The organism is Streptomyces sp. SD31 (assembly GCF_052068475.1).
GTDB lineage: Bacteria > Actinomycetota > Actinomycetes > Streptomycetales > Streptomycetaceae > Streptomyces.
In genome coordinates, this window is the sequence record NZ_JBQHCX010000021.1 from 1 (window position 1) to 23,792 (window position 23,792).

Annotated in this window: 19 protein-coding genes; 7 read left to right on the top strand and 12 right to left on the bottom strand. The window is 69.9% G+C overall.

All coding sequences use genetic code 11. From position 1 onward, the window contains the following. Together ACTMVF_RS35720 and ACTMVF_RS35725 are read left to right on the top strand one after the other, a co-directional pair. A partial coding sequence (locus tag ACTMVF_RS35720) for a cytochrome c oxidase subunit I (protein ID WP_441275214.1) occupies positions 1–792 on the top strand: 792 nt, incomplete at its 5' end. Continuing rightward, entirely contained in the window at positions 789–1,112 is a 324-nt protein-coding gene (locus tag ACTMVF_RS35725; protein ID WP_441275215.1) for a hypothetical protein, read from the top strand. The genes ACTMVF_RS35720 and ACTMVF_RS35725, both read left to right, overlap by 4 nt. A 7-nt stretch (positions 1,113–1,119) precedes the next feature. Here ACTMVF_RS35725 and ACTMVF_RS35730 read toward each other — a convergent pair whose 3' ends face one another. Beyond that, positions 1,120–3,081 carry an RICIN domain-containing protein gene (locus tag ACTMVF_RS35730; protein WP_441275216.1) on the bottom strand — a complete coding sequence of 654 codons (1,962 nt, stop codon included), beginning with the start codon at positions 3,079–3,081 and terminating at the stop codon, positions 1,120–1,122. A 200-nt stretch (positions 3,082–3,281) separates the two neighbouring features. Here ACTMVF_RS35730 and ACTMVF_RS35735 point away from each other — a divergent pair, with 200 nt between their 5' ends. Further along, positions 3,282–4,493 (top strand): glycosyltransferase, encoded by a 1,212-nt coding sequence (locus ACTMVF_RS35735; protein ID WP_441275392.1) that lies wholly within the window; start codon positions 3,282–3,284, stop codon positions 4,491–4,493. A 74-nt stretch (positions 4,494–4,567) separates the two neighbouring features. Here ACTMVF_RS35735 and ACTMVF_RS35740 read toward each other — a convergent pair whose 3' ends face one another. Continuing rightward, positions 4,568–5,281 (bottom strand): TetR/AcrR family transcriptional regulator, encoded by a 714-nt coding sequence (locus ACTMVF_RS35740; protein ID WP_441275217.1) that lies wholly within the window; start codon positions 5,279–5,281, stop codon positions 4,568–4,570. Between the two features lie 213 nt (positions 5,282–5,494). Between ACTMVF_RS35740 and ACTMVF_RS35745 the strand changes: the two genes are divergently transcribed. Then, entirely contained in the window at positions 5,495–6,748 is a 1,254-nt protein-coding gene (locus ACTMVF_RS35745; RefSeq protein ID WP_441275218.1) for a YncE family protein, read from the top strand. A gap of 27 nt (positions 6,749–6,775) precedes the next feature. Here the strand turns inward: ACTMVF_RS35745 and ACTMVF_RS35750 are convergent, their stop codons facing one another. The 4 genes from ACTMVF_RS35750 to ACTMVF_RS35765 all read right to left on the bottom strand — a co-directional run bounded on the left by ACTMVF_RS35750 (position 6,776) and on the right by ACTMVF_RS35765 (position 12,857). Continuing rightward, entirely contained in the window at positions 6,776–7,975 is a 1,200-nt protein-coding gene (locus tag ACTMVF_RS35750; RefSeq protein WP_441275219.1) for a glycosyltransferase, read from the bottom strand. Further along, positions 7,972–8,760, bottom strand: coding sequence for a MerR family transcriptional regulator (locus ACTMVF_RS35755; RefSeq protein ID WP_441275220.1), 789 nt, complete (start codon positions 8,758–8,760; stop codon positions 7,972–7,974). Before ACTMVF_RS35755 ends, ACTMVF_RS35750 begins: the two co-directional genes overlap by 4 nt. Positions 8,761–8,836: 76 nt before the next feature. Next, the gene (locus tag ACTMVF_RS35760; protein ID WP_441275221.1) at positions 8,837–10,696 is read right to left on the bottom strand and encodes a cellulase family glycosylhydrolase; all 1,860 of its coding nucleotides are present in this window, start codon (positions 10,694–10,696) and stop codon (positions 8,837–8,839) included. 154 nt (positions 10,697–10,850) lie between these two features. Beyond that, positions 10,851–12,857, bottom strand: a complete 2,007-nt coding sequence (locus ACTMVF_RS35765) for a GTP-binding protein (RefSeq protein ID WP_441275222.1) — start codon at positions 12,855–12,857, stop codon at positions 10,851–10,853. A 481-nt stretch (positions 12,858–13,338) separates the two neighbouring features. Between ACTMVF_RS35765 and ACTMVF_RS35770 the strand changes: the two genes are divergently transcribed. The 3 genes from ACTMVF_RS35770 (at position 13,339) to ACTMVF_RS35780 (ending at position 16,053) form a co-directional block, all read left to right on the top strand. Continuing rightward, positions 13,339–13,821, top strand: coding sequence for a DUF485 domain-containing protein (locus ACTMVF_RS35770; protein WP_441275223.1), 483 nt, complete (start codon positions 13,339–13,341; stop codon positions 13,819–13,821). Beyond that, entirely contained in the window at positions 13,818–15,434 is a 1,617-nt protein-coding gene (locus ACTMVF_RS35775; protein ID WP_441275224.1) for a sodium/solute symporter, read from the top strand. The genes ACTMVF_RS35770 and ACTMVF_RS35775 overlap by 4 nt, the downstream gene beginning before the upstream one ends. Before the next feature lie 286 nt (positions 15,435–15,720). After that, the gene (locus tag ACTMVF_RS35780; protein ID WP_441275225.1) at positions 15,721–16,053 is read left to right on the top strand and encodes a putative quinol monooxygenase; all 333 of its coding nucleotides are present in this window, start codon (positions 15,721–15,723) and stop codon (positions 16,051–16,053) included. A gap of 4 nt (positions 16,054–16,057) precedes the next feature. On the opposite strand, the gene ACTMVF_RS35785 is transcribed toward ACTMVF_RS35780, so the two are convergent. The 6 genes from ACTMVF_RS35785 to ACTMVF_RS35810 all read right to left on the bottom strand — a co-directional run bounded on the left by ACTMVF_RS35785 (position 16,058) and on the right by ACTMVF_RS35810 (position 23,635). Next, positions 16,058–18,478 (bottom strand): SpoIIE family protein phosphatase, encoded by a 2,421-nt coding sequence (locus ACTMVF_RS35785; protein ID WP_441275226.1) that lies wholly within the window; start codon positions 18,476–18,478, stop codon positions 16,058–16,060. A gap of 280 nt (positions 18,479–18,758) precedes the next feature. Continuing rightward, a complete protein-coding gene (locus ACTMVF_RS35790; RefSeq protein ID WP_441275227.1) occupies positions 18,759–20,036 on the bottom strand; it encodes an ABC transporter substrate-binding protein in 1,278 nt (425 codons plus the stop codon). A 5-nt stretch (positions 20,037–20,041) separates the two neighbouring features. Continuing rightward, positions 20,042–21,190 carry a branched-chain amino acid ABC transporter permease gene (locus ACTMVF_RS35795; protein ID WP_441275228.1) on the bottom strand — a complete coding sequence of 383 codons (1,149 nt, stop codon included), beginning with the start codon at positions 21,188–21,190 and terminating at the stop codon, positions 20,042–20,044. Beyond that, positions 21,187–22,077 carry a branched-chain amino acid ABC transporter permease gene (locus ACTMVF_RS35800; protein WP_441275229.1) on the bottom strand — a complete coding sequence of 297 codons (891 nt, stop codon included), beginning with the start codon at positions 22,075–22,077 and terminating at the stop codon, positions 21,187–21,189. The genes ACTMVF_RS35795 and ACTMVF_RS35800 overlap by 4 nt, the downstream gene beginning before the upstream one ends. After that, positions 22,074–22,880, bottom strand: coding sequence for an ABC transporter ATP-binding protein (locus ACTMVF_RS35805; protein ID WP_441275230.1), 807 nt, complete (start codon positions 22,878–22,880; stop codon positions 22,074–22,076). Before ACTMVF_RS35805 ends, ACTMVF_RS35800 begins: the two co-directional genes overlap by 4 nt. After that, positions 22,877–23,635 carry an ABC transporter ATP-binding protein gene (locus tag ACTMVF_RS35810; RefSeq protein ID WP_441275231.1) on the bottom strand — a complete coding sequence of 253 codons (759 nt, stop codon included), beginning with the start codon at positions 23,633–23,635 and terminating at the stop codon, positions 22,877–22,879. Before ACTMVF_RS35810 ends, ACTMVF_RS35805 begins: the two co-directional genes overlap by 4 nt. Positions 23,636–23,792: the final 157 nt, after the last annotated feature.

Consider the following 23,792-nt stretch of genomic DNA (forward strand, 5'->3'; position numbering starts at 1 on the left):
CTGATCGCGGCGACCATCGCGATCGCGGGTCTGTCCGTGACGGTGTGGGCGCACCACATGTACGTCACCGGCGGTGTACTGCTGCCGTTCTTCTCCTTCATGACGTTCCTCATCGCCGTACCGACCGGCGTGAAGTTCTTCAACTGGATCGGCACCATGTGGAACGGTTCCCTGAGTTTCGAAACACCCATGCTCTGGGCCTTTGGATTCCTGGTCACCTTCGTCTTCGGCGGTCTGACCGGCGTCATGCTCGCCTCACCGCCGCTGGACTTCCCGACGTCCGACACCTATTTCGTGGTGGCCCACTTCCACTACGTCATCTTCGGCACGGTGGTGTTCGCGATGTTCGCCGGATTCCACTTCTGGTGGCCGAAGTTCACCGGCAGGATGCTCGACGAGCGCCTCGGCAAGATGACCTTCTGGACGCTGTTCATCGGCTTCCACGGCACTTTCCTGGTCCAGCACTGGCTGGGCGTGAACGGAATGCAGCGCCGGATCCCCGACTATCTGGCAGTGGAAGGACTCACCACGCTCAACACCCTGTCGACCGTCTTCTCGTTCGTGCTCGGCGCGTCGCTGCTGCCGTTCTTCTACAACGTCTGGAAGACCGCGAAGTACGGCGAGAAGGTCGAGGCCGACGACCCGTGGGGATACGGCCGCTCGTTGGAATGGGCGACGTCATGCCCTCCCCCGCGGCACAACTTCCTGACACTGCCCCGTATTCGCTCCGAATCCCCGGCGTTCGACCTGCGGCACGCTCCCGCACCGGAGAAGGAGTTGACGGCTCCATGAGCATCACGGACGAATTCCTGAACGACATCGAGGGGCATCTGCTGCTCGCCGCGACCCGCGAGGAAGGCCGTACGGCTGCCGTGCGCTTCAGCGCCCCGCTGCAGTGGTTGACGGATCGTCAGCGTGGCGAGGTGGAGCGGCGGTTCGAGGCGGAGTACCTCGTACTCGCCCGCGCCTCCTGGCAGCACACGGCGGCGCGTGCCGAAAGGCTGCGGGACGAGTACGAGGCGAGATACCGCGACCTGCGGCGCCGTCTTCTGGCCGGCTGGCTGCTGACCTGCGCCTTGGCTTTCGGTGTCCTCGTCGTGTGCCTCGCCTAGGCCGGCGCTACGACACCGTCCACTTCTGGTTGCTCTGGCCGTTGCATGCCCAGAGCACCAGCTTCGTGCCGTTGGCCGTGGCCGCGCCGTACGCGTCCAGGCAGAGCCCGGCGTTGACGTTGGTGATCGTGCCGTCGCTGTTCACGTTCCACTTCTGGTTGTTCTGGCCGTTGCAGTCCCAGATGACGACCCTGGTGCCGTTGGTGGTGCCGCGGTTGTAGGCGTCCAGGCACTTGTTGCCGTAGACCACCAGCTCCTTGCGGGTGCTGTTGTACTGCCAGACCTGGTTCTGGCCGCCGGTGCAGTCCCACAGTTGGGCGTCGGTGCCGTTGGCGATGGTGTTGTCGTTGATGTCGGCGCAACGGCCGGACTGGGCGCCGGTGACGAGGGCGCCGTTCTTGCCCGGCAGCGGCCGTACGACGATGCCGTCGAGGGTCGGGGCGCCGGAGAAGGAGATCGTGTTGGTTCTGCCCTTGACGAGGGAGACGTTGACCGAGATGTTGCCGGCGCTCGAACCGGTCGGCGGGAACGAGACCTTGGTGGAGGTCTGCCCGTTGACGGTGAGGGTGGCGGTCCGGGCGGTGGAGGTGTTGTTGGTGTAGGAGACGTCGACCGTCTTCAGACCGGCGCTTCCGGCGACCACGCCGGAGAAGCTCGCCGTGCCGTTGTACGTGCTCGCCGACTGCTCGGTGCCCCCGGTGACGGTGAGCATGACGGAGCCGTTCGCCGGCACGCTGGTGGTGTAACTCGTGCCGGTCGTGGCGACGTTCTGGCGGGCCCACAGGTCACGGACGGTCGCGGAGGCGTTGGTCAGGCCCAGGTCGGACCAGCGGACGGTCATGTTCTGCGTGGTCGGCGTGCGGTTGAGGAGGACGACGGCACGGTTGCCGGTGCCGGAGAGGACCTTGCCGTACACCTGGAGACCGGATGTGTCCTCGGCGACTTCGACGCCCTGGAGGCCGCGCGGGTCCTGGTCGACGGCGATGACCTCGGGGTTGGTAAGGATGTTCGTCGTCTCGGTGGTGAGGGTGGTGAGGTCGAGACCGGCGAGCAGCGGGGCGCCGGAGATCGCCCACAGGTTCATGTGGGAGCGGCTCTGGGCGGCGGTCAGGCCGTTCATGCCGACGACCATCATGTCGGGGTCGTTGTAGTAGCCGGTGTGCTGGGCCGTGGGGTGGATGTTGCGGTCGAAGGCGGTCAGGACGTTGCTGTACGACGGGGTGCCGCCGTGGAAGAAGATGTCCGTGTTCGTCCGCCACATCGGGCCCATGCCCGGCGCCCAGTTCCAGGGGTTGGAGTAGCCCCAGTTGCACAGGGACAGGGCGAGCGGGCGGCCGGTCGTCGCGGTCGCCCTGGTGACGGCGTCGCTGATCGCCTGGTAGGTCGTCTTCGGGTCGAGGCCCTCGGCGTCACCGCCGCACCAGTCGACCTTCACGAAGTCGAAGCCCCACCGGGAGAAGGCCAGCATGTCCTGCTCGTAGTGGCCCTCGCTGCCGGAGCCGGGCGCGGCGGGGCGGCCGGTCGGGAAGTAGTAGCCGCAGCCGTCCTTGCCGGCGTCGGTGTAGATGCCGGCCTTCAGACCCTTGCTGTGGATGTAGTCGGCGATGGCCTTCATGCCGCCCGGCCACTCGGCCTCGTCGACGGTGATGTTGCCGGCGCTGTCACGGGTGCCCTGCCACCAGCCCTCGTCGATGTTGATGTACTCGTAGCCGGCCTCGGGCAGCCCCGCCGCCACGAACGCGTCGACCTGCTTCTTGATGACGTTGTAGTCGACCTTCGCTGCGAAGGCGTTCCAGGACGCCCAGCCCATGGGGGCGGCAGGCACCGGTATCTGACGGCTCGTCACGGCTTGGGCGGGTGCGGTCCCGGCGAACAGGAGCGCGGCCGTGGCGGCGAGCGCCAGGACGAGGACGCGCGCGACGGCGGATCTGCAGCGGCGGACGAGATGGGTTCGGGGCGGGGGGTACATGCGGCTCCTTAGCGCGGGAAGATCACCCAGAAGGTTCGACATACCGAACATCAGTCGGAAGGTCGAACGCATCGCGCTGAAAGTAGAGCCAGGTGAGGGGGAAGTCAACGGATGGGACGGACCTCAAATCACCCTCGCCCACGGGCCGTTCCCCCGCCGCGTCGGGCGCCGCCATACTGGCCGCCGTGCGCGTAGCCATCATGACGGCGGGCTCCCGGGGCGATGTGGCCCCCTATACCGGACTCGGGCACGCCCTGGCCCGGGCCGGACACGAGGTCACCCTGGTCACGCACGGCTGCTTCGAGCGGCTGGTCGCCGGGTCGGGCGTGCGCTTCCATCCGATGCCGCTGGATCCACGGGCGGAGTTGGAGTCGGCGCGTGGCCGGAGGCTGCATCGGAGTGCGACCGGCGTCGGCAAGCTCGTGCGCGTGGTGGGGATGGCGCGGACCCTGGCCGGCCGGATGACGGACGACCTGCTGGCCGCAGCCCGGGCCAGCGACCTCCTGCTCCTGGCGGGCTCCACCGCACCGCTGGGGCAGGCCATCGCCGAGGGCCTGTCGCTGCCCAGCATCGACCTCCCCCTGCAACCACTCGCCCCCACCCGGGAGTTCGGTCCGCCGATCCTCGGGGGCCGGTCCTGGGGAGCCGTCGGGAACCGGGTCGCCGGGCACGGCGTGAACCTGGCCATCGAGCGGGTCTTCTCGGCGGCCGTACCGGACGTACGGGCACGCCTCGGGCTCCCGCCCGGCAGGGCGCGCCGTACCCGAGCGGGCCGCGTGCTCCACGGCTTCAGCCCCCTGGTGGTGCCCCGGCCCCGCGACTGGCGTCCGGACCTGGAGGTGGCAGGTTACTGGTGGCCGTACGACGACGAGGCCCAACTCCCGCCCGAGCTACGGCACTTCCTGGACGCGGGTCAGCCGCCGGTCTTCGTGGGCCTGGGCAGCGCGACCGTCCCGGATCCGGAGCGACTCAGCGCCGAGGTGGTGGGCGCCCTGCGCCGGGCCGGGCTGCGCGGGGTGATCCAGCGGGGCTGGGGTGGCCTCGAGGCCGCCGGGGACGACGTACTGACCATCGGCGAGGTGCCCCACTCCGCGCTCTTCCCGCGGATGGCCGCCGTGGTCCACCACTGCGGGGCGGGCACGACCGGCGCCGGGCTGCGCGCCGGGGTGCCGGCCGTTCCGGTACCGGTCCAGTTCGACGAGGGCTTCTGGGCCGCTCGCCTGGTCGCGCTCGGCGTGGCGCCCCGCGCTGTCCCGCTGCGGAACCTCACGGCCGAGGCGCTGGCAGCCGCCCTGCGGCAGGCGACCGGTGATCCGTCCTACGGCCGTCGCGCCCGGGCCCTGTCCTACGGACTGCGCGGCGAGGACGGGGTGGCTCCCGTCCTCGATGCGGTGAACCGGCTCCAGAGCTGAGGCGAAGCAGCTCGGCGGACAGCGAGAGCGAGAAGAACGACCAGGACTGAACCCGGACGGTCCCAGGACTACCGTCAGGACTCTGCGTCAAGACCGGGCGCAGGACCCGGCGTCAAGAGCCGGCGTGAGGGCCCGGCGAGCCGGGGGCCGGGTGGCTGGAGGATGCCGAGGAGGAGGCGGACGAGTTCGTCGACGACCTCGTCGAGGGTCGCGTCCACCCAGCCGGCGCTCCAGTCGTGCAGCAGCCCGTTGACGCTGCCGATGAACGCGGTCGCGGCGAGGCGGTAGTCGCGGGGCACCGCCTCGCCGCGGGTGACGGCGGACGCCGCCTCGGCGCAGACGAGGTCGACCCAGCGGGACCTTCGGGCGAGGCGCTGTTCCTCCAGGCGGGGGCTGACGCCGATGATCTCGACGAACGTGATGCGTATGCGGCGCGGGTCGGAGGTGACGTTCGCGGCGTACGCGCGGAAGATTGCGGTGGCGCGTTCGGCGAGCGGCAGGTTCTCCGCGCCGGCCACCGCGGCCAGCACGGCCTCCTCCGCCCACGCGTTGACCTGGAGGTGCAGGGCCGCCAGGACGTCCTCCAGCGTGCGGAACTCCTCGTAGAACTGACGCGTCGACAGGCCCGCGGCCTCGCTCAGCGCCGCGACCGTGGTGCCCCGGTAACCGGGGCTGTCGCCGAACAGTTGGAGCGCGGCGTCGAGGAAGCGGCGCCGCCGCTCGGCCTGTCGCTCCTCGGCCGACTTGCCGCCGTAGCGACCGGTGGGCGCCTTGAGCCTGCCCGCCACGCTGTCCTCCCACCGCTTCGCCGACCCGACGGCCAATTTTGTCGTGTACGCAGTCTTGTGGAGAAGGGCACCTCCTCCTTACTTTTCAGTAAGTTGATTCTGAAAGCACCTGTGTTCAGATCACCGTGCATCGGATTCACCGAGCTTCGGATTCACCATCCCGTGCTTGGCATGCCCCACTCCGGACGCCCACCTCAGAGGAAGAGAGCAGTCATGCCTGCCATCAGACCCAGGCACCTGTGCTCCGTAGCCGCCGCCCTCGCCCTGACCATGACCGCTCCCGCGACCGCCGCCACGGCCGCAGCCGACTCCGCCGCCGCCCTGCGTGAGGTGCTGTTCGTCGGCAACAACTGGGACGGCACCGCCGATGTCATCAAGTCCTCCGGTGACTTCGCGAAGATCGGCCGTATCGACGTCATCCCCGACAAGGACGAGCGGATGGCGGAGATCAACGCCGATCCGATCAAGTGGATCTACTTCATGGCGATCCGCAACAGCGTCGGCGAGGGCCACGACCAGTTCGTCGACGACATGTACTCCACACCGGACGGCACGTCGATGGTCGTCTCCCGGCCGAGCTTCGCCGACGTGGTCTCCATCGACCTGGCCACCGGTGACATCAACTGGCGCTTTGCCGTGTCCGGTTACCGCGCCGACCACATGGCGGTCTCCCCCGACGGCAAACGGGTCGCGGTGTCGGCCTCGACCTCCAACACGGTGCATGTGCTGGACATCGCCTCCGGCAAGGAGTTGGGCAAGTTCGCCACCGGCGACAAGCCGCACGAGAACATCTTCACCCAGGACGGCAAGTACATCTACAACATGGCGATCGGCGACGTGAACACACAGACCGACGCCCCGTGGCTGGACTGGACGAAGGGCGACCGGCGCATCACCGTCGTCGACGCGACCACGTTCCAGCAGGTCGAGGTCATCGACATGCGCCCGGCCCTGGACGCGATCGGCCTGACGGACCACTCCGACGCGGTCCGGCCGGCGGTGTTCTCACCGGACGAGTCGAAGCTGTACTTCCAGGTGTCGTTCTTCAACGGCTTCTTCGAGTACGACCTGGCCACGGAGAAGATCACCCGCACCAAGACCCTGCCGAAGAACCCGGCGACCAGCGACGACCGCACCACGTTCGTCAACGACTCGCGCCACCACGGCATCTCGATGAGCCCCGACGGCAGCAAGCTGTGCGTCGCAGGCACGATGGACGACTACGCGACCGTGGTCAACCGCACCACCCTCCAGGAGGGCCCGCTCGTCACCGCCTCCAAGCCCTACTGGGCCACCGTCAGCGGTGACGGCAAGTCCTGCGTGGTCTCCGAGAGCGGCACCGACCAGGTCACGGCCATCGACTTCGCCACCGGCAGGAAGAAGGTGTCCGTACCGGTCGGCGACCACCCGCAGCGGGTCCGGCTGGCTCATGTGCCGGCCGACTGGACCAGCCCGCCGGCCGGCTGATCGGACCAGGAACCAGCGCCTTCGAGATCAGCCCAGGGCCTTGAGCACCGCGCCCACCCCGTCCTCGGTCGCCATCTGCCGCGCGGCGACCGAGGCGGCCCGGGTGTACGTCTGCTGCCGCACGGCCCGACCGAGCGCGTCGGCGAGCCGTTCGGCGGTGAGGGAGGCGAAGGGGATCGGGTCGGTGGCCGCCCCGATCGTGGCCAGCCGCCCGGCCCAGAACGGCTGGTCCGCCGTCACCGGCACCGGGATCGCGGGCACCCCGGCGCGCAGGGCTGCCGCCGCGGTGCCCGCCCCGGCGTGATGGACCGCCGCGGCCACCCTGGGGAACAGCAGCTCGTGCGGTACGTCACCGATCGTCAGGACGTCGTCGCCGGCGGCCGCGAGTCCGGCGCTGCCCGTCTGGAGGATCCCGCGCAGCCCGGCGCGGCGCAGCGCCTCGACGGCGATCTCGCTCAGCCGCTCACCGTGACCGCCCGCCATGCTGCCGAAGCCGATGAACACCGGGCGCGCCCCGGCCGCGAGGAAGTCCTCCAGATCCGCGGGCAGCCGCCGGTCCTGGCCGACGTACGGCCACCACGTACCGACGACGTCGAGTCCCGCGCGCCAGTCGGACGGACGCGGCACCAGCGCCGTGCTGAAGCCATGCAGGACGCGCCAGTTCGCCCGCTCGTGGCGTCGGCGCAACTCGGAGGGACCGAGCGCAGGCAGGTCGAGGCGGCGGCGCAACTCGGTGACGGCCTCGGCGTAGACGCGGTCGGCCATGCGCAGCGCGAAGCGTCCGGCGATGCGGTTGCCGAGGCGGCCCAGGGAGCGGGTTCCCATGACGTTGGGTGGGAAGTCGCCGGTCGGGGTGGTCGGTTGGAGGTAGGCGCCGATCGCCGGGATGCCCCTGGCCTCGGCCACGTGCCGGCCGAGCGGTGCGGTGGTGGCCGACAGCAGGAGCAGGTCCGTGCCCTGGTCCACCACGTCGGCGAATCCCCGGCCGAGCTCGGTGACGAACGCGGCCGCGGTGCGCAGCAGTTCGCGTCTGCTCTCGGCACCGCCCGGGGATGGCGGGCGGGTGGGCAGACTCCTGAACTGCAGGCCGGCCTCGCGTACCAGGGGCGCGAAGGCGTCGGTCGTGGCGAGGGTGACGTCGTGCCCGGCGTCGCGCAGGCCTGCCCCCAGGCCGGTGTACGGTGCGACGTCGCCGCGTGATCCGGCGGCGGCGATCAGGATCCTCATCTGTCCTCCTCATGGTCCGCCCGGCGGGCCGCGTTCGCGTGGACGGCCTTGCAGAGGTAGGTGGCAAGGCCCGGCCGCTGCTGCGACGGCGGTACGACGAGCGCGAAGGCGCGCGGGTCGGCGGCGAAGTCGTCCGCGATGCGCCGGTGCATGTCGGGCGGACAGGTGGTGAACCAGCGGGCGATGTGCAGCCGGTGCTCCTCCGCGAGGTCCATGGCACGCTCGCCGTCGCTGGGCTCGCCTTCGTCGAAGGCCGCGAGCAGCTCTCCACGCCAGGCGGCGGCCTCGCCCATGAGCTGCCGCCAGTCCTCCTTGGTGTGGGCGGCGGCGCGCGCCATCGACTCCTTTTGCCCCGCCGAGTCCTGCCACTTGAGCTGCGCCTCGGTGGCGTAGCTCAGGTCGAAGCCGATCTCGCCGAAGACCTCGAAGCGTTCGGCGGGGGTCAGTTCCACGCCCGTCCGCTGGACCTCGATGGCCTGCTCGGCGACCTCGGTCAGCCGCTGGAGCCGGCCGATCTCCTCGCTCAACTGCCGTAGCCGGGCCTGGAGATGCTCCAGGGCGTTCGCCTGCGGGTCGGCGAGGATCTCGGCGATCTCGTCGAGGGAGAAGCCCAGCTCGCGGTAGAAGAGGATCTGCTGGAGTCGGGCCAGGTCGGCCTCGCTGTACAGCCGGTAACCGGCGCCGCTGCGGCCACTGGGCGAGAGCAGTCCCGCCCGGTCGTAATGGTGCAGCGTGCGCACGGTCACCCCGGCGAAGGCCGAGACCTGCCCCACGGAATAGCTCATTCACCTGCCCTTTCGTCGGGCTTCAGGGTGCAGCCTGACGTAAGGGGAGGGTCAAACGGCGTGTGCTGTACGGCTCCTATCCGACGGTCCGCGCAGCCCACGCGGAGAGCTCGGCCCGTGCGGCGTTCAGCAGGGCGGTCGAGGGAGTGCTCGCCCCGTTCGTCACCAGCGCGTAGTGCAGGGCGCCGGAGTCCGAGTCGGTGAGCAGCAGGCGGCGGCTGCCCTTGCCGCCCGGTTCCGCGGCCACGCCGACCGGGGTCGTCGAGGTGTACGACGGCGGCGCGTACGCCGTGCCCAGGTCGGAGACCACGGTGGTGGACCCAGTCGGGAAGGACGCCGGGAGGTGCAGTTCGGTCGGCGCCGTGCCGCTGTTGGAGCGCCACACCAGCAGCCCGTACTGTCCCGACCCCACCAGCTGCGCCACGTTCGGCAGCGAGCTGGGCACCGGGTTCCAGGTCAGGGTCGTGTCGCCGTCCCGCGAGCGGTCCTCGTAGGTGAAGGCGACCGTGGTCCCGGACGTGGCGCTCGGGTAGAGACGGTCCAGCAGCCGGGCGTCCTGCCGCAGCACCGGCGTTCCCGAGTCGTCGAGGCGTACGGCGGACAGGTCCTCGTCGTTCCAGGCGTCACCGGTGGTGAGGACCTTGTCGGGGTTGTCGTTCATCAGCTCGTGGTGGCGTCCGTTGTAGATGTCCCACTGCCACTGCGAACCGGAGAGCACCGGGCCGGAGCCGGCCGGGTTCGACCACCAACTCGCGCCCGGGACACGGGAGTCGAGGGCCTGGTACATCGCCTTGAGGACGGTCGGCGCCTTGTCCGAGACCGACCCGGACAGCGGGTGGCCGAACTCGCTGACGATCGCGGGCGTCTTCGTGGCCGAGGCGCGGTCGCGGACGGTGCCGAAGTCACCTGTGTACTGGCCGTCGGCCGCCTTGCCCCACATGAAGACCCCCGAGATGGCCTTCTGGTCGTAGAAGTGGGTGTTGAAGACGTACCGCGGCCCGAGCGTGCCCGCGTCCAGCAGTCCGCCCTCCTGCTTCTGGAAGTCGATGTTGGCGTTCCAGAAGAGGTTCGGCTCGGCGAAGAGCGGCTTGTCCTGCCAGCCGGCCGCGTCCATGCGGGACCGGAACTTCTCGTAGAACGGCCACAGCACGTCGCGTTCCCAGGTGCGGCTGGTCTGGCCGGAGTCGTAGGTGCCGGCGTGCGGTTCGTTGTAGGGGTCGAAGCCGAGGACACCCGCGAACTCGGCCGCGGAGACGTTCTGTTTGATGTACGCCATCGTCTTCTGGGCGGTGGCCAGGAAGGCGTCCTGGAGGCCGTACTCGTTGTGCCAGAAGTCGTATGACGCCTGCTTCACGGCCTCGTTCTGGGTGATGTTCTGGCCCCAGAACAGGCAGATCCCGCAGTTCTCGTCCGGGTAGTTCCCCAGGTCCACGGCCCACTTGGGGGCGCCGTCGCCCGTGTACCAGCTGTCCGGATCGAACAGGTGGCGGGAGTAGAGGTCCTGGTGGAAGTCGGGGTAGACGCGGATGCCCGCGTCGAGGAAGGCGCGCATCTGGGCGGTGGCGGCGGCCAGGTACGTGGTGTCCACCTGGCCGCGCACGGGTTCGGCGTAGGCCCACGACAGCAGGAAGCGGATCGAGTTGCCGCCGCCGAGGGCGCGCAGCGCGGTCGCGGACTTCTTGGCGTCGGCGACCGAGGCGAAGGGCAGGCCCTTGTTCTCGGCCAGTTTGGTCTCGCCGGAGACGTTGTAGCCGCGCAGTACCACCTCGCGGCCGTTTCCGTCGGTGAAGCGGCCGTTCTGGACGGTGAGGGGCGTTTCGTCGAACCAGAGGGAGTCGGGGAGGGTGGCGGCGGTGGCGGGAGTGGGGCCCGCCACCGTCAGGGATCCGAAGAGGACGACCAGGACAACGAGCAGACGCGTCCGGATATTCGGCATGTCCACTACAGTCCGGTGATTTCAGGACACAGTCAACACCCCTGACTCTGGAGTAAGTTCAGTCTCGGCCATCACGCCGGTGTCGTCCCTCCCCGTGTGTCCGCGGTCATGCGGCGATCGTACGAATGCCGTCCCGGGCCCTCCCACCGACTTGTCAGCTGTCGACCCTGCGCGTCAGGTTCAACAGGTACTCCTTCCGGTTCAGCGGGTTGAGGTCGGTGCGCCGGCGCTCCGGGACCGTGCCCCGAGCCGCTGGGGCGTAGTGGTCGAAGGCGCTCTCCAGTTCGCCCTCGCCGCGCGTCAGCCCTGGCAGGTGCTGCTCCAGTTCGTGCACATGGGCCGCGGGCACCGATCCCTCCAGCACGTAGAAGGCGCCGCGGGTCTGCGTGGTCTGCGGCACCGCGCGCAGCCTGGTCAGCACCGGCAGCAGGGCGGCCAGGGTGTCGGTCGGGGCCTCGATGCGGAAGCGGTGCATCGGCTCGTGCACCTGGGTGCCCGCCCGGCGCAGGGCCTCGGTCAGGACCAGCGGGGTCAGGCCGCGGAAGTCGTAGCCGGTGCTGGACATGCTCTTGTCGAAGCCCTGGTGGGCGTGGCTCTGCCGGGGCGAGTAGCCGGAGTGGGTCATGGTGACGGTGCAGTCGGGGATCTGCCACCCGTGCAGGCCTTGGCCGAGGGTCTCACGGACGGTGTCCTCGACGGCCTTGAAGAAGGCGTACGGCATGGAGCCGAGCTCCACCTCAAGCCGGAAGTCCACGCCGGAACCGACCGGCGCCGGGTCGACGCGCAGGCCGATCGTCGCGAGGAAGGGGTTGCCGTCCTTCTTGTTGAACTCGACGGCCGCGCCCGAGCCGACCGGCCGCTCGACGCACAGCGGTGTCGTCTCGCGGAAGGTGACGTCGAGGCCGAACTCGTCGGCGAGCGTGGCCTGGATGACCTCCTTCTGCACCTCACCGTAGAGGGAGACGGAGATCTCCTGGCGTACCTCGTCGTGGCGCAGGTCGATCAGCGGGTCCTGTTCGGCGAGCCGGGTGAGTGCGCGGTGCAGGGCCCGCCGGTCCGTTCCGTGGCCCGGGACGACGACGGTTTCGAGGGTGGGCGGGGCGAAGAAGTGCCCGTGCGACTTGCGGGGTTCGCCGAGGACGTCGCCGATCCTGATGTCGGTCAGACCCCAGAGCTTGGCGATCCGGCCCGCCGCCACCAGGTCGTCCCTGACGGCCGCGCCCCGGTCGAAGACGCTGATCGCGGTGATCCGGCCCTCGGCGCGGGTGCCGTCGAGGCCTTCGGCTTCGCGCGATTCGCCGACGGCACCGAAGCGGATCCGGTCGCGGGTGCGCAGCGTGCCGGAGAACATCCGCGCATACGCGACCTTCTCCCCCGCCGGCCCCCGCTCGACCTTGAAGACGGTCCCCGAGACCGGCCCTTCCGGGTCGCCGTCGGCTGCGGGCAGCAGTTGCCTGATGCCCTCGACGAGTGAGCCGACGCCGGCGCCCGTGATGGCCGAGCCGAAGTACACGGGGTGGACGAGAGCCTGCCGGCTCTGGTCGGCCAGGGCCGCACGGAGGCGGTCGTACGAGACCGTTTCCTCGATGTACTCCGTCAGCAACTCGTCGTCGTGGTCGGCGAGGACGTCGAGTGCCGACGAGGCGAGGCCGGGGACGAAGCGGGCGTCACGGGTGCCCAGGCCGTCGGCCGTCCCCATCGGCACGACGGCCGCCGTCAGCCGTTCGGAGATGGCCCGCAGGACGGCGTCGTACCGGGCGCCGCGTCGGTCGATCTTGTTGACGAACACAAGGGTGGGGATGCGCAGCCGTTGCAGCGTGCGCATCAAGACGCGGGTCTGCGGCTGGACGCCTTCCACGGCCGAGACGACCAGCACGGCGCCGTCGAGGACGCCGAGCACCCGCTCCACCTCGGCGATGAAGTCCGGGTGGCCGGGGGTGTCGATGAGGTTGACCGTCACGTCGTCCAGCGCGAAGGAGACGACGGCGGACTTGATGGTGATGCCGCGCTGCCGCTCCAGCGCGAGGGAATCGGTCTGGGTGTTCCCGGTGTCGACGCTGCCGATCTCGTCGATCACACCTGCCGTGTGCAGCAGGCGTTCGGTCAGGCTGGTCTTACCGGCGTCGACATGGGCGAGGATCCCGAGGTTGAGCAGGTGCACGAAGCGTCATGTCCTTCGATGAGGGGGTCGTTCCTTCCTGGGGGGACATGAACGCAGTGCGCACAGCTGCTCCTCTTCTCATGACGACGGGACGCATGCAGTCCAACAGGACCGGCCCCTCGCAGGCAATGGATTAACGCTCAACGAACCCTGCCGCAGCACTCGCCTCGGCCCGACAGGCACCCCGATCGGCTGCGCACGACGAGCTGCGGGACCTGCACGCTCGAACTGGACGGCACGGCCGTCAAGCCGCACTGTCCATGCCGTACAGGCGGACGGGCTCACTGCCGTGCGCCTGACCCGTCGCCGAGAACACCGTGGTGCCCTCTTCGATCTGTGCCCGGCGAGCCGTATCCGGCATCGCCCCCGGAACGTAACCAACTGGAGACTTACAGGCATCCCAACCAGTCGGTATGGTGCGCCGCCTGAGCCATTTCGCCCCGTTCACTCCACGAACCGAGCCGTAGTGGAAGGCCACGCGATGACATACCCCGACGAAAACCGGTACCGCCCCTCAGCACCACCCGGATGGCCGCAGCACACCGATCCCCGGTCGTACGGGTACGACGCCCCTCGGAACGACCCGTACGGGCAAGCCTCTTGGGACGGCCCTTACGGGCAGGCCCCTTGGGACGAGCCGTACGCGCACGAGAATCATCGGCACGGCGCCGACCTCGCCGCCCTCCGCTCCGCCTACCGACTGCTCCGCCGAACCTCCACGCTCACCGCGCTCGGATCCTTCCTGGTGTATGTCGTGCTGTCCTGCAGTGCTCCGGGCCTGATGGGGTCCAAGGTCGCCGGAGAGCTGAGCCTGGGGATGGCCCTGGGGGTCCTCCAACTCGTCGTCACCTTCGCGGCGGTCTTCTGGTACGGACGCAGCGCGCAACGCTCGGTGGATCCGTTGGCTCGCGCCGTGCGGGAGCGGGCGGTCGCCGTCGGCCGGAACGCGGGTGCGGTGAGATGAACGACTACGGCTCCGGGACGCAGGCCCCGGTCCTCTTCCTGTTCACCGTCCTGGTCACCCTCACCCTGATGATCTGCGTGATGGCGGGACCGGACCGCGACGACCTGACGAATTTCTACACCGGCTACCTCTCGCTCACCCCGTTCAAGAACGGCCTGGCGATCGCGGGCGACTACATCTCCGCGGCCACGGTGCTGAGCACCACCGGAATCATCGCGCTCACCGGATACGACGGCTACGTCCTTGCGGTCAGCACCGCCCTGTCCCTGGTGCTGCTGATGTTCCTGCTGGCCGAACCCCTGCGCAACGCCGGCAGGTTCACCATGGGCGACGTCCTGGCCCGCAACATGCCCGGGCGGGCCGTGCGTGTCGCGGCCTGCGTGGTGACGCTCTCGGCGACCCTGCCCTTCCTGATCGTCCAGCTCTCCGGGGCCGGTTCGCTGCTCACCTTCATCCTGGACCTCCCGCACGTGGCGGGCGCCAGGACGGGCAGCATCGTCATGGTCGGCAGCCTGATGATCATTTACGCGGCGCTCGGTGGCATGCGAGGCACCGCGCTCGTTCAGATGATCAAGATCGTGTGCCTTCTCGCCACCAGCGCTGTCGTCGCCGTCCTGGTGCTGAATCACTTCGACTGGAGCCCCGGCAACGTGCTCAGGGCCGCCCAGCAAGGCAGCGGCGCGGGCCCCGCCTTCCTCCAGCAGGGCCTTCAGCTGGGCACCTCGGCCGGCGAGCGGCTGGACTTCATCGGGTTCCAGATCACCGTGGTCCTCGGCGTGGCGTGCCTGCCCCACATCACGATGCGTCTGTTCTCCGCGCAGGACGCGCCGGCCGTGCGTCGCTCCATGTCGTGGGCGGTCGGGACGGTCACCACATTCTGCCTGCTCGTGATCATCATGGGTACGGGCGCGGCGGCACTGGTGGGATCGCAGGCCATCACCGCGGCCGACCCGCACGGCAGGACCTCGGTGCTCATGCTGTCGCAGATGCTCGGCGGAGCACCCGGCTCCGCCGGCACGACGATCCTCTACTCGGCCGTGGCGGGCATGGTGTTCATCACCCTGCTGTCGTCGGTCGCGGGGATGACCCTGGCCGCGGCCTCGTCGCTCGCCCACGACCTGTTCGCCCATGTGGCGCGGCGGGGTCACGCGGAGCCGCGTACGGAGATGACCGTGGCGGTGTGGACGAGCGTGGCCGTGGGAACCGTCGCCATCGGGCTCGCCACCCTGGTCCGGGGCTGGAACGTCGGCGTGCTGACCACTCTGGCCATCTGCATCGGGGCATCGGCGGTGGCCCCCGCGCTCACCTACTCCCTGTTCTGGCGGGGATTCACCCGCACCGGTCTGCTCGCCACCCTCTACGGCGGCGCGGCCTGCGCACTGGTGCTGATGATCTTCTCCAAGGCGGTTTCGGGCACGCCGTCCGCCGTCTTCCCCAACGCCGACTTCGCCCTGTTCCCGATGCAGTCCACCGGACTGGTCTCCGTCCCGTTCGGCTATCTGGCGGGCTGGCTGGGCAGCCGTCTGGAGCACTGGCGCCGCACCCCCACCGGCCCCGAGAGCCGGCGGCTGTACGAGGAGAGCGAGGCACGGCTGCTCGCCGCAGCCGAATGACCACGGCTGCGCGGGCGGGCTGCGCCCCGGGAACGCCGCCGCCTGGGAAGACGCCGCGGGAGGAGGGAGTTCCGGCGGACGAGGAGGTCCTGGTCCATCTGCCGCGCGCCAAGGTTCTTCCGTATGCGGACGGTCAGTTGGTACTCCGGTCGTCATGACCCGTCGGGCACGCCCGCGCCACCTGCCCCTCCTGCCGTAGCGGGCCGGCGTGGCAGGCCGAGATCGTACGATCTTGTCGCGACGAGCCTGCCACCCTGCCCCTCCAACGGCTCAGCGGAGGAATCCCATGATCTTCATCACCGCCAAGTTCCGAGTCCGCCCCGAGCACGCCGACCGCTGGTCCGAGATCACCGCTGACTTCACCCGCGCCACGCGCGCCGAGCCCGGCTGCCTGTGGTTCGACTGGTCGCGCGGCGTGGAAGACCCGACGGAGTACGTCCTGGTCGAGGCCTTCCGCGACGAGGAGGCCGGAGTCGCGCATGTGCAGTCCGCGCACTTCAAGGCCGCGCAGCAGACGCTGCCGCCCCATCTGGTCGAGACGCCGCGCGTCGTCAACATGAACGTTCCGCAGCACGACTGGTCGCTGCTGGGGGAGATGGAGGTCCCCGGCAAGGCCTGAGCGGTCAGGTGAAAGTGCCGGCCAGTGGTTGTTCGGTCCACACGGTCTTGCCCTCGCGGGTGTACCGGGTGCCCCAGCGCTCAGTCATCCGGGCCACCAGGAACAGACCGCGCCCGCCCTCGTCCGTGGCGCGGGCGTGGCGCAGGTGGGGTGAGGTGTGGCTGGTGTCGCTGACCTCGCACACCAGACACCGCTCACGGATCAGCCGCAGGGTCGCGGGGCCGCTCGCGTAGCGGTAGACGTTCGTGACCAGTTCGCTGGCGATCAACTCGGTGGTGAACGCCAGATGTTCCAGACCCCATTCGGTCAGCTTGTCCGAGACGAGTGTCCGGGCGCGGGCGGCACTGGCGGGCTCCAGTGGCAGGGGCCAGGAGGCGACATCGTCCGGAGGGAGCATACGGGCGCGGGCGATCAGCAACGCGACGTCGTCACCGGGGCGCGCGGGCACGAGTGCGTCGACCACCGCCTGACATGTGCGTTCCAGCGCGTCCGCGGGGCGGACGAGCGCCGCGCACAGCTTGGTCAGGCCGACGTCGGCATCGATGTGGCGTTCGCCGATGAGGCCGTTGGTGTACAGGCACAGCAGGCTTCCCTCGACCAGTTCGACGTCCCGGGCCTCGAACGGCAGGCCGCCCAGGCCGAGCGGTGGGCCCGCGGGCAGGTCGAGCAGGGCCACCTGTCCGTCCGGAGACGTCACCACCGGCGGCGGGTGGCCGGCGCGGGCCACGGAGCACCGCCCGGAGACCGGGTCGTACACGGCGTACAGGCAGGTGGCACCGACGACCTGCTCGCCCACGGGCCGTTCGCCGGCTGCTTCCTGTTCGGCCGCCAGGAGGTTGACCAGGTCGTCCAGGCGGGAGAGGACCTCGTCCGGTTCCAGATCGAGGCTGGCCAGTGTGTGTACGGCGGTACGCAGCCGGCCCATGGTGGCGGCAGCGTGGATGCCGCGGCCCACCACGTCGCCGACGACGAGGGCGACCCGGGCCCCGGACAGCGGAATGACATCGAACCAGTCGCCGCCCAGGCCCGGCGCCGCACTGGCCGGCAGATACCGCAGGGCCACCTCGACGGCCGACTGGTCCGGAACCGCCCGGGGCAGAAGGCTGCTCTGCAAGGTGAACGCGGTCTGCTGCTGCTGGGTGAAGCGCCGGGCGTTGTCGATGGCGACGCCCGCGCGCGAGGCGAGCTCCTGGGCGAGAGTGAGATCGTCCGCCTCAAAGGGATCGGGGCGGCGCGACCGCCACAGAGTCATCACTCCCAGTACCAGACCGCGTGCGGCAACAGGGACCACGATCAACGAGTGGGCGCCCAGGTCGGGAGCGTGGGCCCCCTCGTGGCCTTGCGCCGAGAACCAGTCGGGCGGGAGAACCGGCTCCAGGACGGGCCGCCCCGCGGCGAGGCATCTGGCCTGGGGTGTGTTCGGCGCGAACTCCACCGGCGCGCCCTCGGGGTGGGGCGGGCCGGCTTGCTGGGCACCGATGCCGCTGGCCCCCAGGCGTACCACCGGCCCTGCCAGGGGCCGGGCCAGTTCCTCACCTCGCGTCACGGGCTGAAGCAGGTCCACCGACGCATGATCGGCGAGGTGAGGCACCATCACCTCGGCGAGTTCCCGGGCCGTCTCTGCCACGTCGAGGGTGGTTCCGATACGGCTGCCCGCCTGGTCGAGGAGCGCGAGCCGACGCTGGGCCCGATGGCGTTCGGTGATGTCCTCGATCATCTCGGCCACACCCAGGACGCGGCCGGAGGGATCCTCCATCCGGAAGGACGAGACCAACGCGACCCGCTCGCGTGCCGGGTCCCGGTCCAGACGAGTGAACTGCTCCGAGTAGATCAACGGTTTCCCGGTGTCCAGCACCTGACGGACACGGTCCACGGCCATGCGTGCGTCGTCGGGGACGAGCAAATGGCCGGTGGGCTGCCCCCGAAAGTCGCCCGCCGGTACACCAGTGAAGCGTTCGATGGCCCGGTTCACCCGGAGAAGCCTCAGGTCGGGGCTGTGGACGACCAGGCCGATCGGGCACCGGCGGTACAACCCGTCGAGCACCGCGCGGTTCCTTCGCCACTCCAGGACGTCCACGGCGAGGGCCCCGGAAAGAATCCACTCACGGACCTGGCCGTCGCGTGAGAGTCCCTGGGCTCTGAGCCCCATCTCCACGAGCCGCCCGTCGCGGTGCCGCACCTTGAGCATCCCGAACCAGCCGCCGGTCCGCCGGCAACTCGCCGCAGCCTCCCTGACAGCCGTCAGATCGCGGGCATCGACAAGGACCTCGAGTGCAGGACGACCGATCACGGCTGTGTCCGGATAGCCGAGCAGTTCCTCGGCCCGCTGGTTCCACCCGACCACGGCTCCCCGGTCGTCCAGCACAGCCAAGGCGGCGAAGTGCGGGGCGCCCGGATCGTCGTGGCTGTCGCTGAGGTCCGTCATCCGCTCCTCCACCGCTGGACACCACCTTGTACTCGGTCAGTGATGTTCTGCCTCGGGGTCCCGCCCTGCGGCCGGTGACCGGCGTGACGGCGTCCGGGTCGCCGGCTGGCGTTTCGAAATCCACGCTGACCTGCTGATACCAGGTAAGCCTATTGAACCCGGTGGCGCTGCGGCCTCGCCCGCCGCGTGCCACGGCGTGGCGGACACGAGGGATCGGGGAAGGAAGGAGCGGGGGCGGTCCCCAGGGGTCGGGACATCGACCGGGACCGCCCCCGCCGGCTCACTTGGCGAGCGGGCCGAACTCCTTGCGGGTGTCCACCGGCTTGCCGAACAACTGCCAGCGTTCGCCCTTGAACCGCATCAGCTGCATCGTCTCGATCGGGAAGGCGTCGTCGGACCCGGTGGAGAGGGTGACCCCGGGCAGCAGCATGTCCACCTTCACGTCGTTCAGGTTGCGCACCGCGTCCCGCAGCCCTTCCCTGGTCGGGCACTTCATCTCGTCCAGCGCCTTGTGCAGGCTGGAGGCGGCAGCCCAGCCGTAGGCGTTGAACTGGTTGGTCGGGTCGGCGTCGGGGGCGTACTTGTCCAGCGCGGCGTTGTACGCCTTCATCTCCGCGTCGTCGGCCCACTGCGGATCGGCGGGGTCCTTGAAGTAGGTCGCCGAGACCACGCCCTGGACGTTCTTGAACCCGACGGGCTTGAGCACGGCGGCGGACGAGGAGACGTTGTTCACGATGTGCAGCGGGTTCCACTTGGTGTTCTTGGCGTCGGCGGCGAGGGCCTGGCTGCCGAACTTGGGCGTGGTGATGTTGAGCAGCACGTCCGCCTTGGACCGGGCGAGGCTCGTCATCTGCGCCGACACCGAGGGGGCGGTGACCTCGTAGCTCTCCTCGGCGACCACCTTGACGCCGCTGCCGGCGACGGCCTCCTTGAACCCGCCGAGCAGGTCCTTGCCGAAGTCGTCGTTCTGGAAGAGGACCGCGACCTCGGCCTTCGGCTTCTCGTCCTTGAGGTACTTGGCGTACACCCGTGCCTCGGACACGTAGTTGGGCTGCCAGCCGATGGTCCAGGGGTGCTGGTCGTCCGTGCCCCAGACGGAGGCGCCCGTGGCGACGAAGGGCTGCGGCACCTTCTGCTTGTCGAGGTAGTCCCACACAGCCGCGGTGGACGGGGTGCCCAGGCTCTGGAACACGGCGAAGACCTTCTCCCGCTCGACCAGTCTGCGGGCCTCCTCGACCGCCTTGGGCGGCTGGTAGCCGTCGTCGCGGACGACGAACTCCACCTTGCGGCCGTCTATGCCGCCCTTGTCGTTGACGTGCTTGAAGTAGGTGTCCACGCCCGTGCTGATCGTGCCGTACGCGGAGGCCGGTCCCGACAGCGGGTAGATCCCGCCCAGCTTGATGGTCTTGTCGGTGATGCCGGTGGTCTGCTGGCCCTTGCAGGCGCCGTCGGCGGCTGTGTCCTGGGCGTCCTGCCCTCGCTGGCTGCTGCAGGCGGTCGCGGTGAGCAGGGCGGCGGTCGCGGCCGCGGCCGCCCGCAGAGCGGTGGTCTTGCGCATGTGGTTCATTCCTTTTCCGTGCGGGGCGGTGCGCCCACGGGTTCGGCGTCGGCAACTTCGGGGTCCGCGGGGGTGTCCGTCGCGGAGGGTTCGGATACGGCCGGGGACCCCGGCTCCGCATCAGGGGCGGATTCGATCTCTGGCGTCCGGTCGAGGGTGGCTGCGGGGCCAGGCAGGCGACGGACGACAACGGCCCGGACGCGGCCCGGCAGACCGGCCAGGCCCGTCGGGGCGACGAACATCACCGTGATGATCAGCAGGCCGAACACCACTCCCGGTGCCGCCTCGCTGACGTCCTGGGAGACGCTCGGCACGTACATCACGAACGCCGCCCCCAGCAGCGGCCCGTACAGCGAGGCAAGTCCCCCGACCACCAGGCCGGCCAGCAGCGTGATGGACAGGACGAAGCTGAACGAGTCGGGTGAGACGAAGCCGATCACCCAGGTGTACAGACACCCGGCGACACCCGCGAACATCGCGCTCCACGCGAAGGCGAGGGTCTTGTGCAGCGACAGCCGTACGCCCATGACCTCGGCGGCGCTCTCGTTGTCCCGCACGGCGAGCAGTGCCCGGCCGACCCGGGACCGCAGCAGGTTGCGGGCGAGCAGCAGGGCCACCGCGGTGACGGTGAGGACGACGAGGTAGAGCCACTGGTCCTCGGCCAGCCCGCTCCAGGCGGGCGGCTGCAGCTTGTCCACGGTCAGGCCCATGGAGCCGCCCGTCACCGGTTCGAGCCGCTTGAGCAGCGGCGGCAGGAACACCGCGAACGACAGGGTGACCAGGGCCAGGTAAAGGCCGCGCAGCCGCAGTGCGGGTACTCCGAACCCCAGGCCCAGCAGGAAGCATCCGGCGGCCGCGGCCGGCAGCGTGGCCAGGTGGCCGGTGTCGTACCGGTCGAGCATGACCGCCGCCGTGTAGGCCCCCGCCGCGAAGAACGCGCCGTGCCCGAGCGAGATCTGCCCGCCGAATCCGACGAGCAGGTTCAGTCCCGCCAGCGCCACGGCGTACAGCAGCACCATGGTCAGCTGGAAGACCTGGAAGGGAGCGAAGTAGAACGGTGCGCCGACGGCGACCCCCGCCGCGAGCAGCACGGTGAGCGCGGCCCGCAGGCGTCGGGCGCGGTCCGTCCCGAGTACTGTCGTGATGCTGCTCATGCGCGCTCCACCGCCGCCCGTCCGAACAGGCCCTGGGGGCGCACCAGCAGCACCGCCAGGATGATCACCAGGGGTACGCCCACCTTCAGATCGGCACCGATCACGTCCACGTAGGCCCCGGCCAGCGTTTCGGCGAGACCCACGAGCAGGCCGCCGACGACCGCGCCGACCGGGCTGTCGAAGCCTCCGAGGGTGGCTGCGGCGAATGCGTAGATCAGCACTCCGCCCATCATGTTGGGCTCCAGGAACAGCAGCGGGGCGACGAGCACGCCCGACACCGCGCCGACCGTCGCGGCCAGCCCCCAGCCGAGCATCAGCACCCGGCCGACCCGGATGCCCGACAGCCGGGCGGATGCGGGGTTGCACGCGACGGCTCGCATCACCAGGCCGACGGAGGTGTGCTGGAACAGCAGGTACAGCAGGCCCATCACGACGGCCACCACCGCGATGATCCCGAGGGTCGACCAGTCCACGCGCACGCCGCCCAGGTCAATTCCTCCGTCGGGGAAGGGCTGCGGGAAGTCCTTCACGGTGAACGACCAGATCAGGCCGGCCATCGCGTTGACGAAGATGAACAGGCCGACCGTGACGATGACCAGCGTCAGCTCGGGCGCGCCCTGCACGGGTCGTATGACGATCCGCTCGATCAGCATGCCGCCGGCGAACGACACCGCCAGGGTGACCGGCAGAGCCAGCCAGAACGACATGCCGGAGGCCACGAGCTGCCACGCCACATAGGTGGAGATCATGGCGAGCTCGCCCTGCGCGAAGTTGACGATCCCCGTGAACCGGTGGATCAGCACCAGGGCCAGCGCCAGACTGGCGTACACCGCGCCGGAGCCGACCCCTTCCACCACTTGCTGGAGCAGTTCGGTCACGGTGCTCACCCGCCCTTTCCGGTTCGGACGGAGACACCGAGGTACACCTCGGCGACCTGCCCGTCCTCGCGGATCCGGTCGGCCGGTCCGGACAGCACCAGGCGGCCGGCCTCCAGTACGTGCGCCCGGTGCGCGATGTCCAGCGCGAGCTGGGCGTTCTGCTCGACGACGACCACGGTGGTGCGTTCCTCCTCGTTGACGGCACGGACGATTTCGAACAGCTCGCGGGTGACCAGGGGCGCGAGGCCCAGCGACGGCTCGTCCAGGAGCAGCAGCGAGGGCCGCAGCATCAGGGCTCGGCCGATGGCGAGCATCTGCTGCTCGCCGCCGCTGAGACTGCCGGCGGCCTGGCGGGATCGCTGGCGCAGCTTGGGGAAGTAGCCGTAGATCCGTTCCAGGTCGGCCGCCACGGCCGCGCGCTCGGCACGGCCCCGCCTCCAGTGACGGGTGCGCAGGTGGGCGCCGATGCGCAGGTTCTCCTCGACGGTCAGCTCGTTGAAGGTGCCCCGGCCCTCGGGCACGTGCGCCACACCGAGGCGGGCGGCCTGCTCGGGCGAGCGGCCCAGCAGTTCCGTACCGCTCAGGGCGACCGAGCCACGTCCGCGGACCATGCCGCACAGCGCCCGCAGCGTCGTGGTCTTGCCCGCGCCGTTGGGTCCGAGGATCGCGCACACCTCACCGCGGGCGACGGAGAAGTCGAGGCCCTGGAGCACGCGGGCCTGGCCGTATCCGGCGTGCAGGTCCGAGACCTTCAGGAAGTCCGGCTCGGCACTCCGCGCGGGCTCGGTGGGGTCGGTGGTGGGCTCGCTCATACGGCCACCCCCAGGTACGCCTCGATGACCGCCGGGTCGCGCTGGATCTCCTCGGGCGAGCCTTCGGCGATCTTGCGGCCGAAGTCGAGACAGACCACCTTGTCGCACAGACCCATCACGAACCCCATGTGGTGTTCGACCACCACGAGCGTGACGTCGAAGTCCTGGCGCACCGAGCGGACCAGATCCGCGAATTCGTCGACCTCGCCGTGGCTGAGACCGTTGACGGGTTCGTCGAGCAGCAGCAGCCGTGGCCGGATCGCGAGCGCCCGGGCGAGTTCGACGCGTTTGAGCGTGCCGAACGGCAGCCCGGAGGCGGGGTGGTCGGCGACGTCCGCCAGGCCGAGTCGCCGTAGCAAGTCGTCCGCCTGGTCACATAGTTCCCTCTCCTCTCGCCGGACGCGGGGCAGCCGGAGCGCCGCGGCGAGGTGTCCGGTGCGCCCCCGGCTGTGGGCGCCGACCATGACGTTCTCCCGGACGGTGAGCCGCGGGAACAGGCCGAGATTCTGGAAGGTGCGGGCGATGCCGCGCCCGGCCACGGTGTGCGGCGGAAGGGCGAGCAGGTCCTCACCCTCGAACTGCACGGTTCCCGCATCGGGGGTGCAGCGCCTGGTGAGGCAGTTGAACAAGGTGGTCTTGCCGGCTCCGTTCGGCCCGATGAGCCCTACGGCGGTGCCCGGCTCGACGGTGAATGCGACACCGTCCAAGGCCGTGATTCCGCCGAAGCGGACGCTGATACCGTCGACCGCGAGCATGAGTGACGCCCTTTCCGACGTGCTGGGGGGTGGGCGAGCGTCACAGTAGGTGGGGGTCTTCCGGCCGCACATTGGGTACGAGCACCCAACTTCCGGGTCGCCGGACTGTGTGCCGCGCACAGGTCACCGCGGATGTCTCACGCCGAGCCTGTTGACG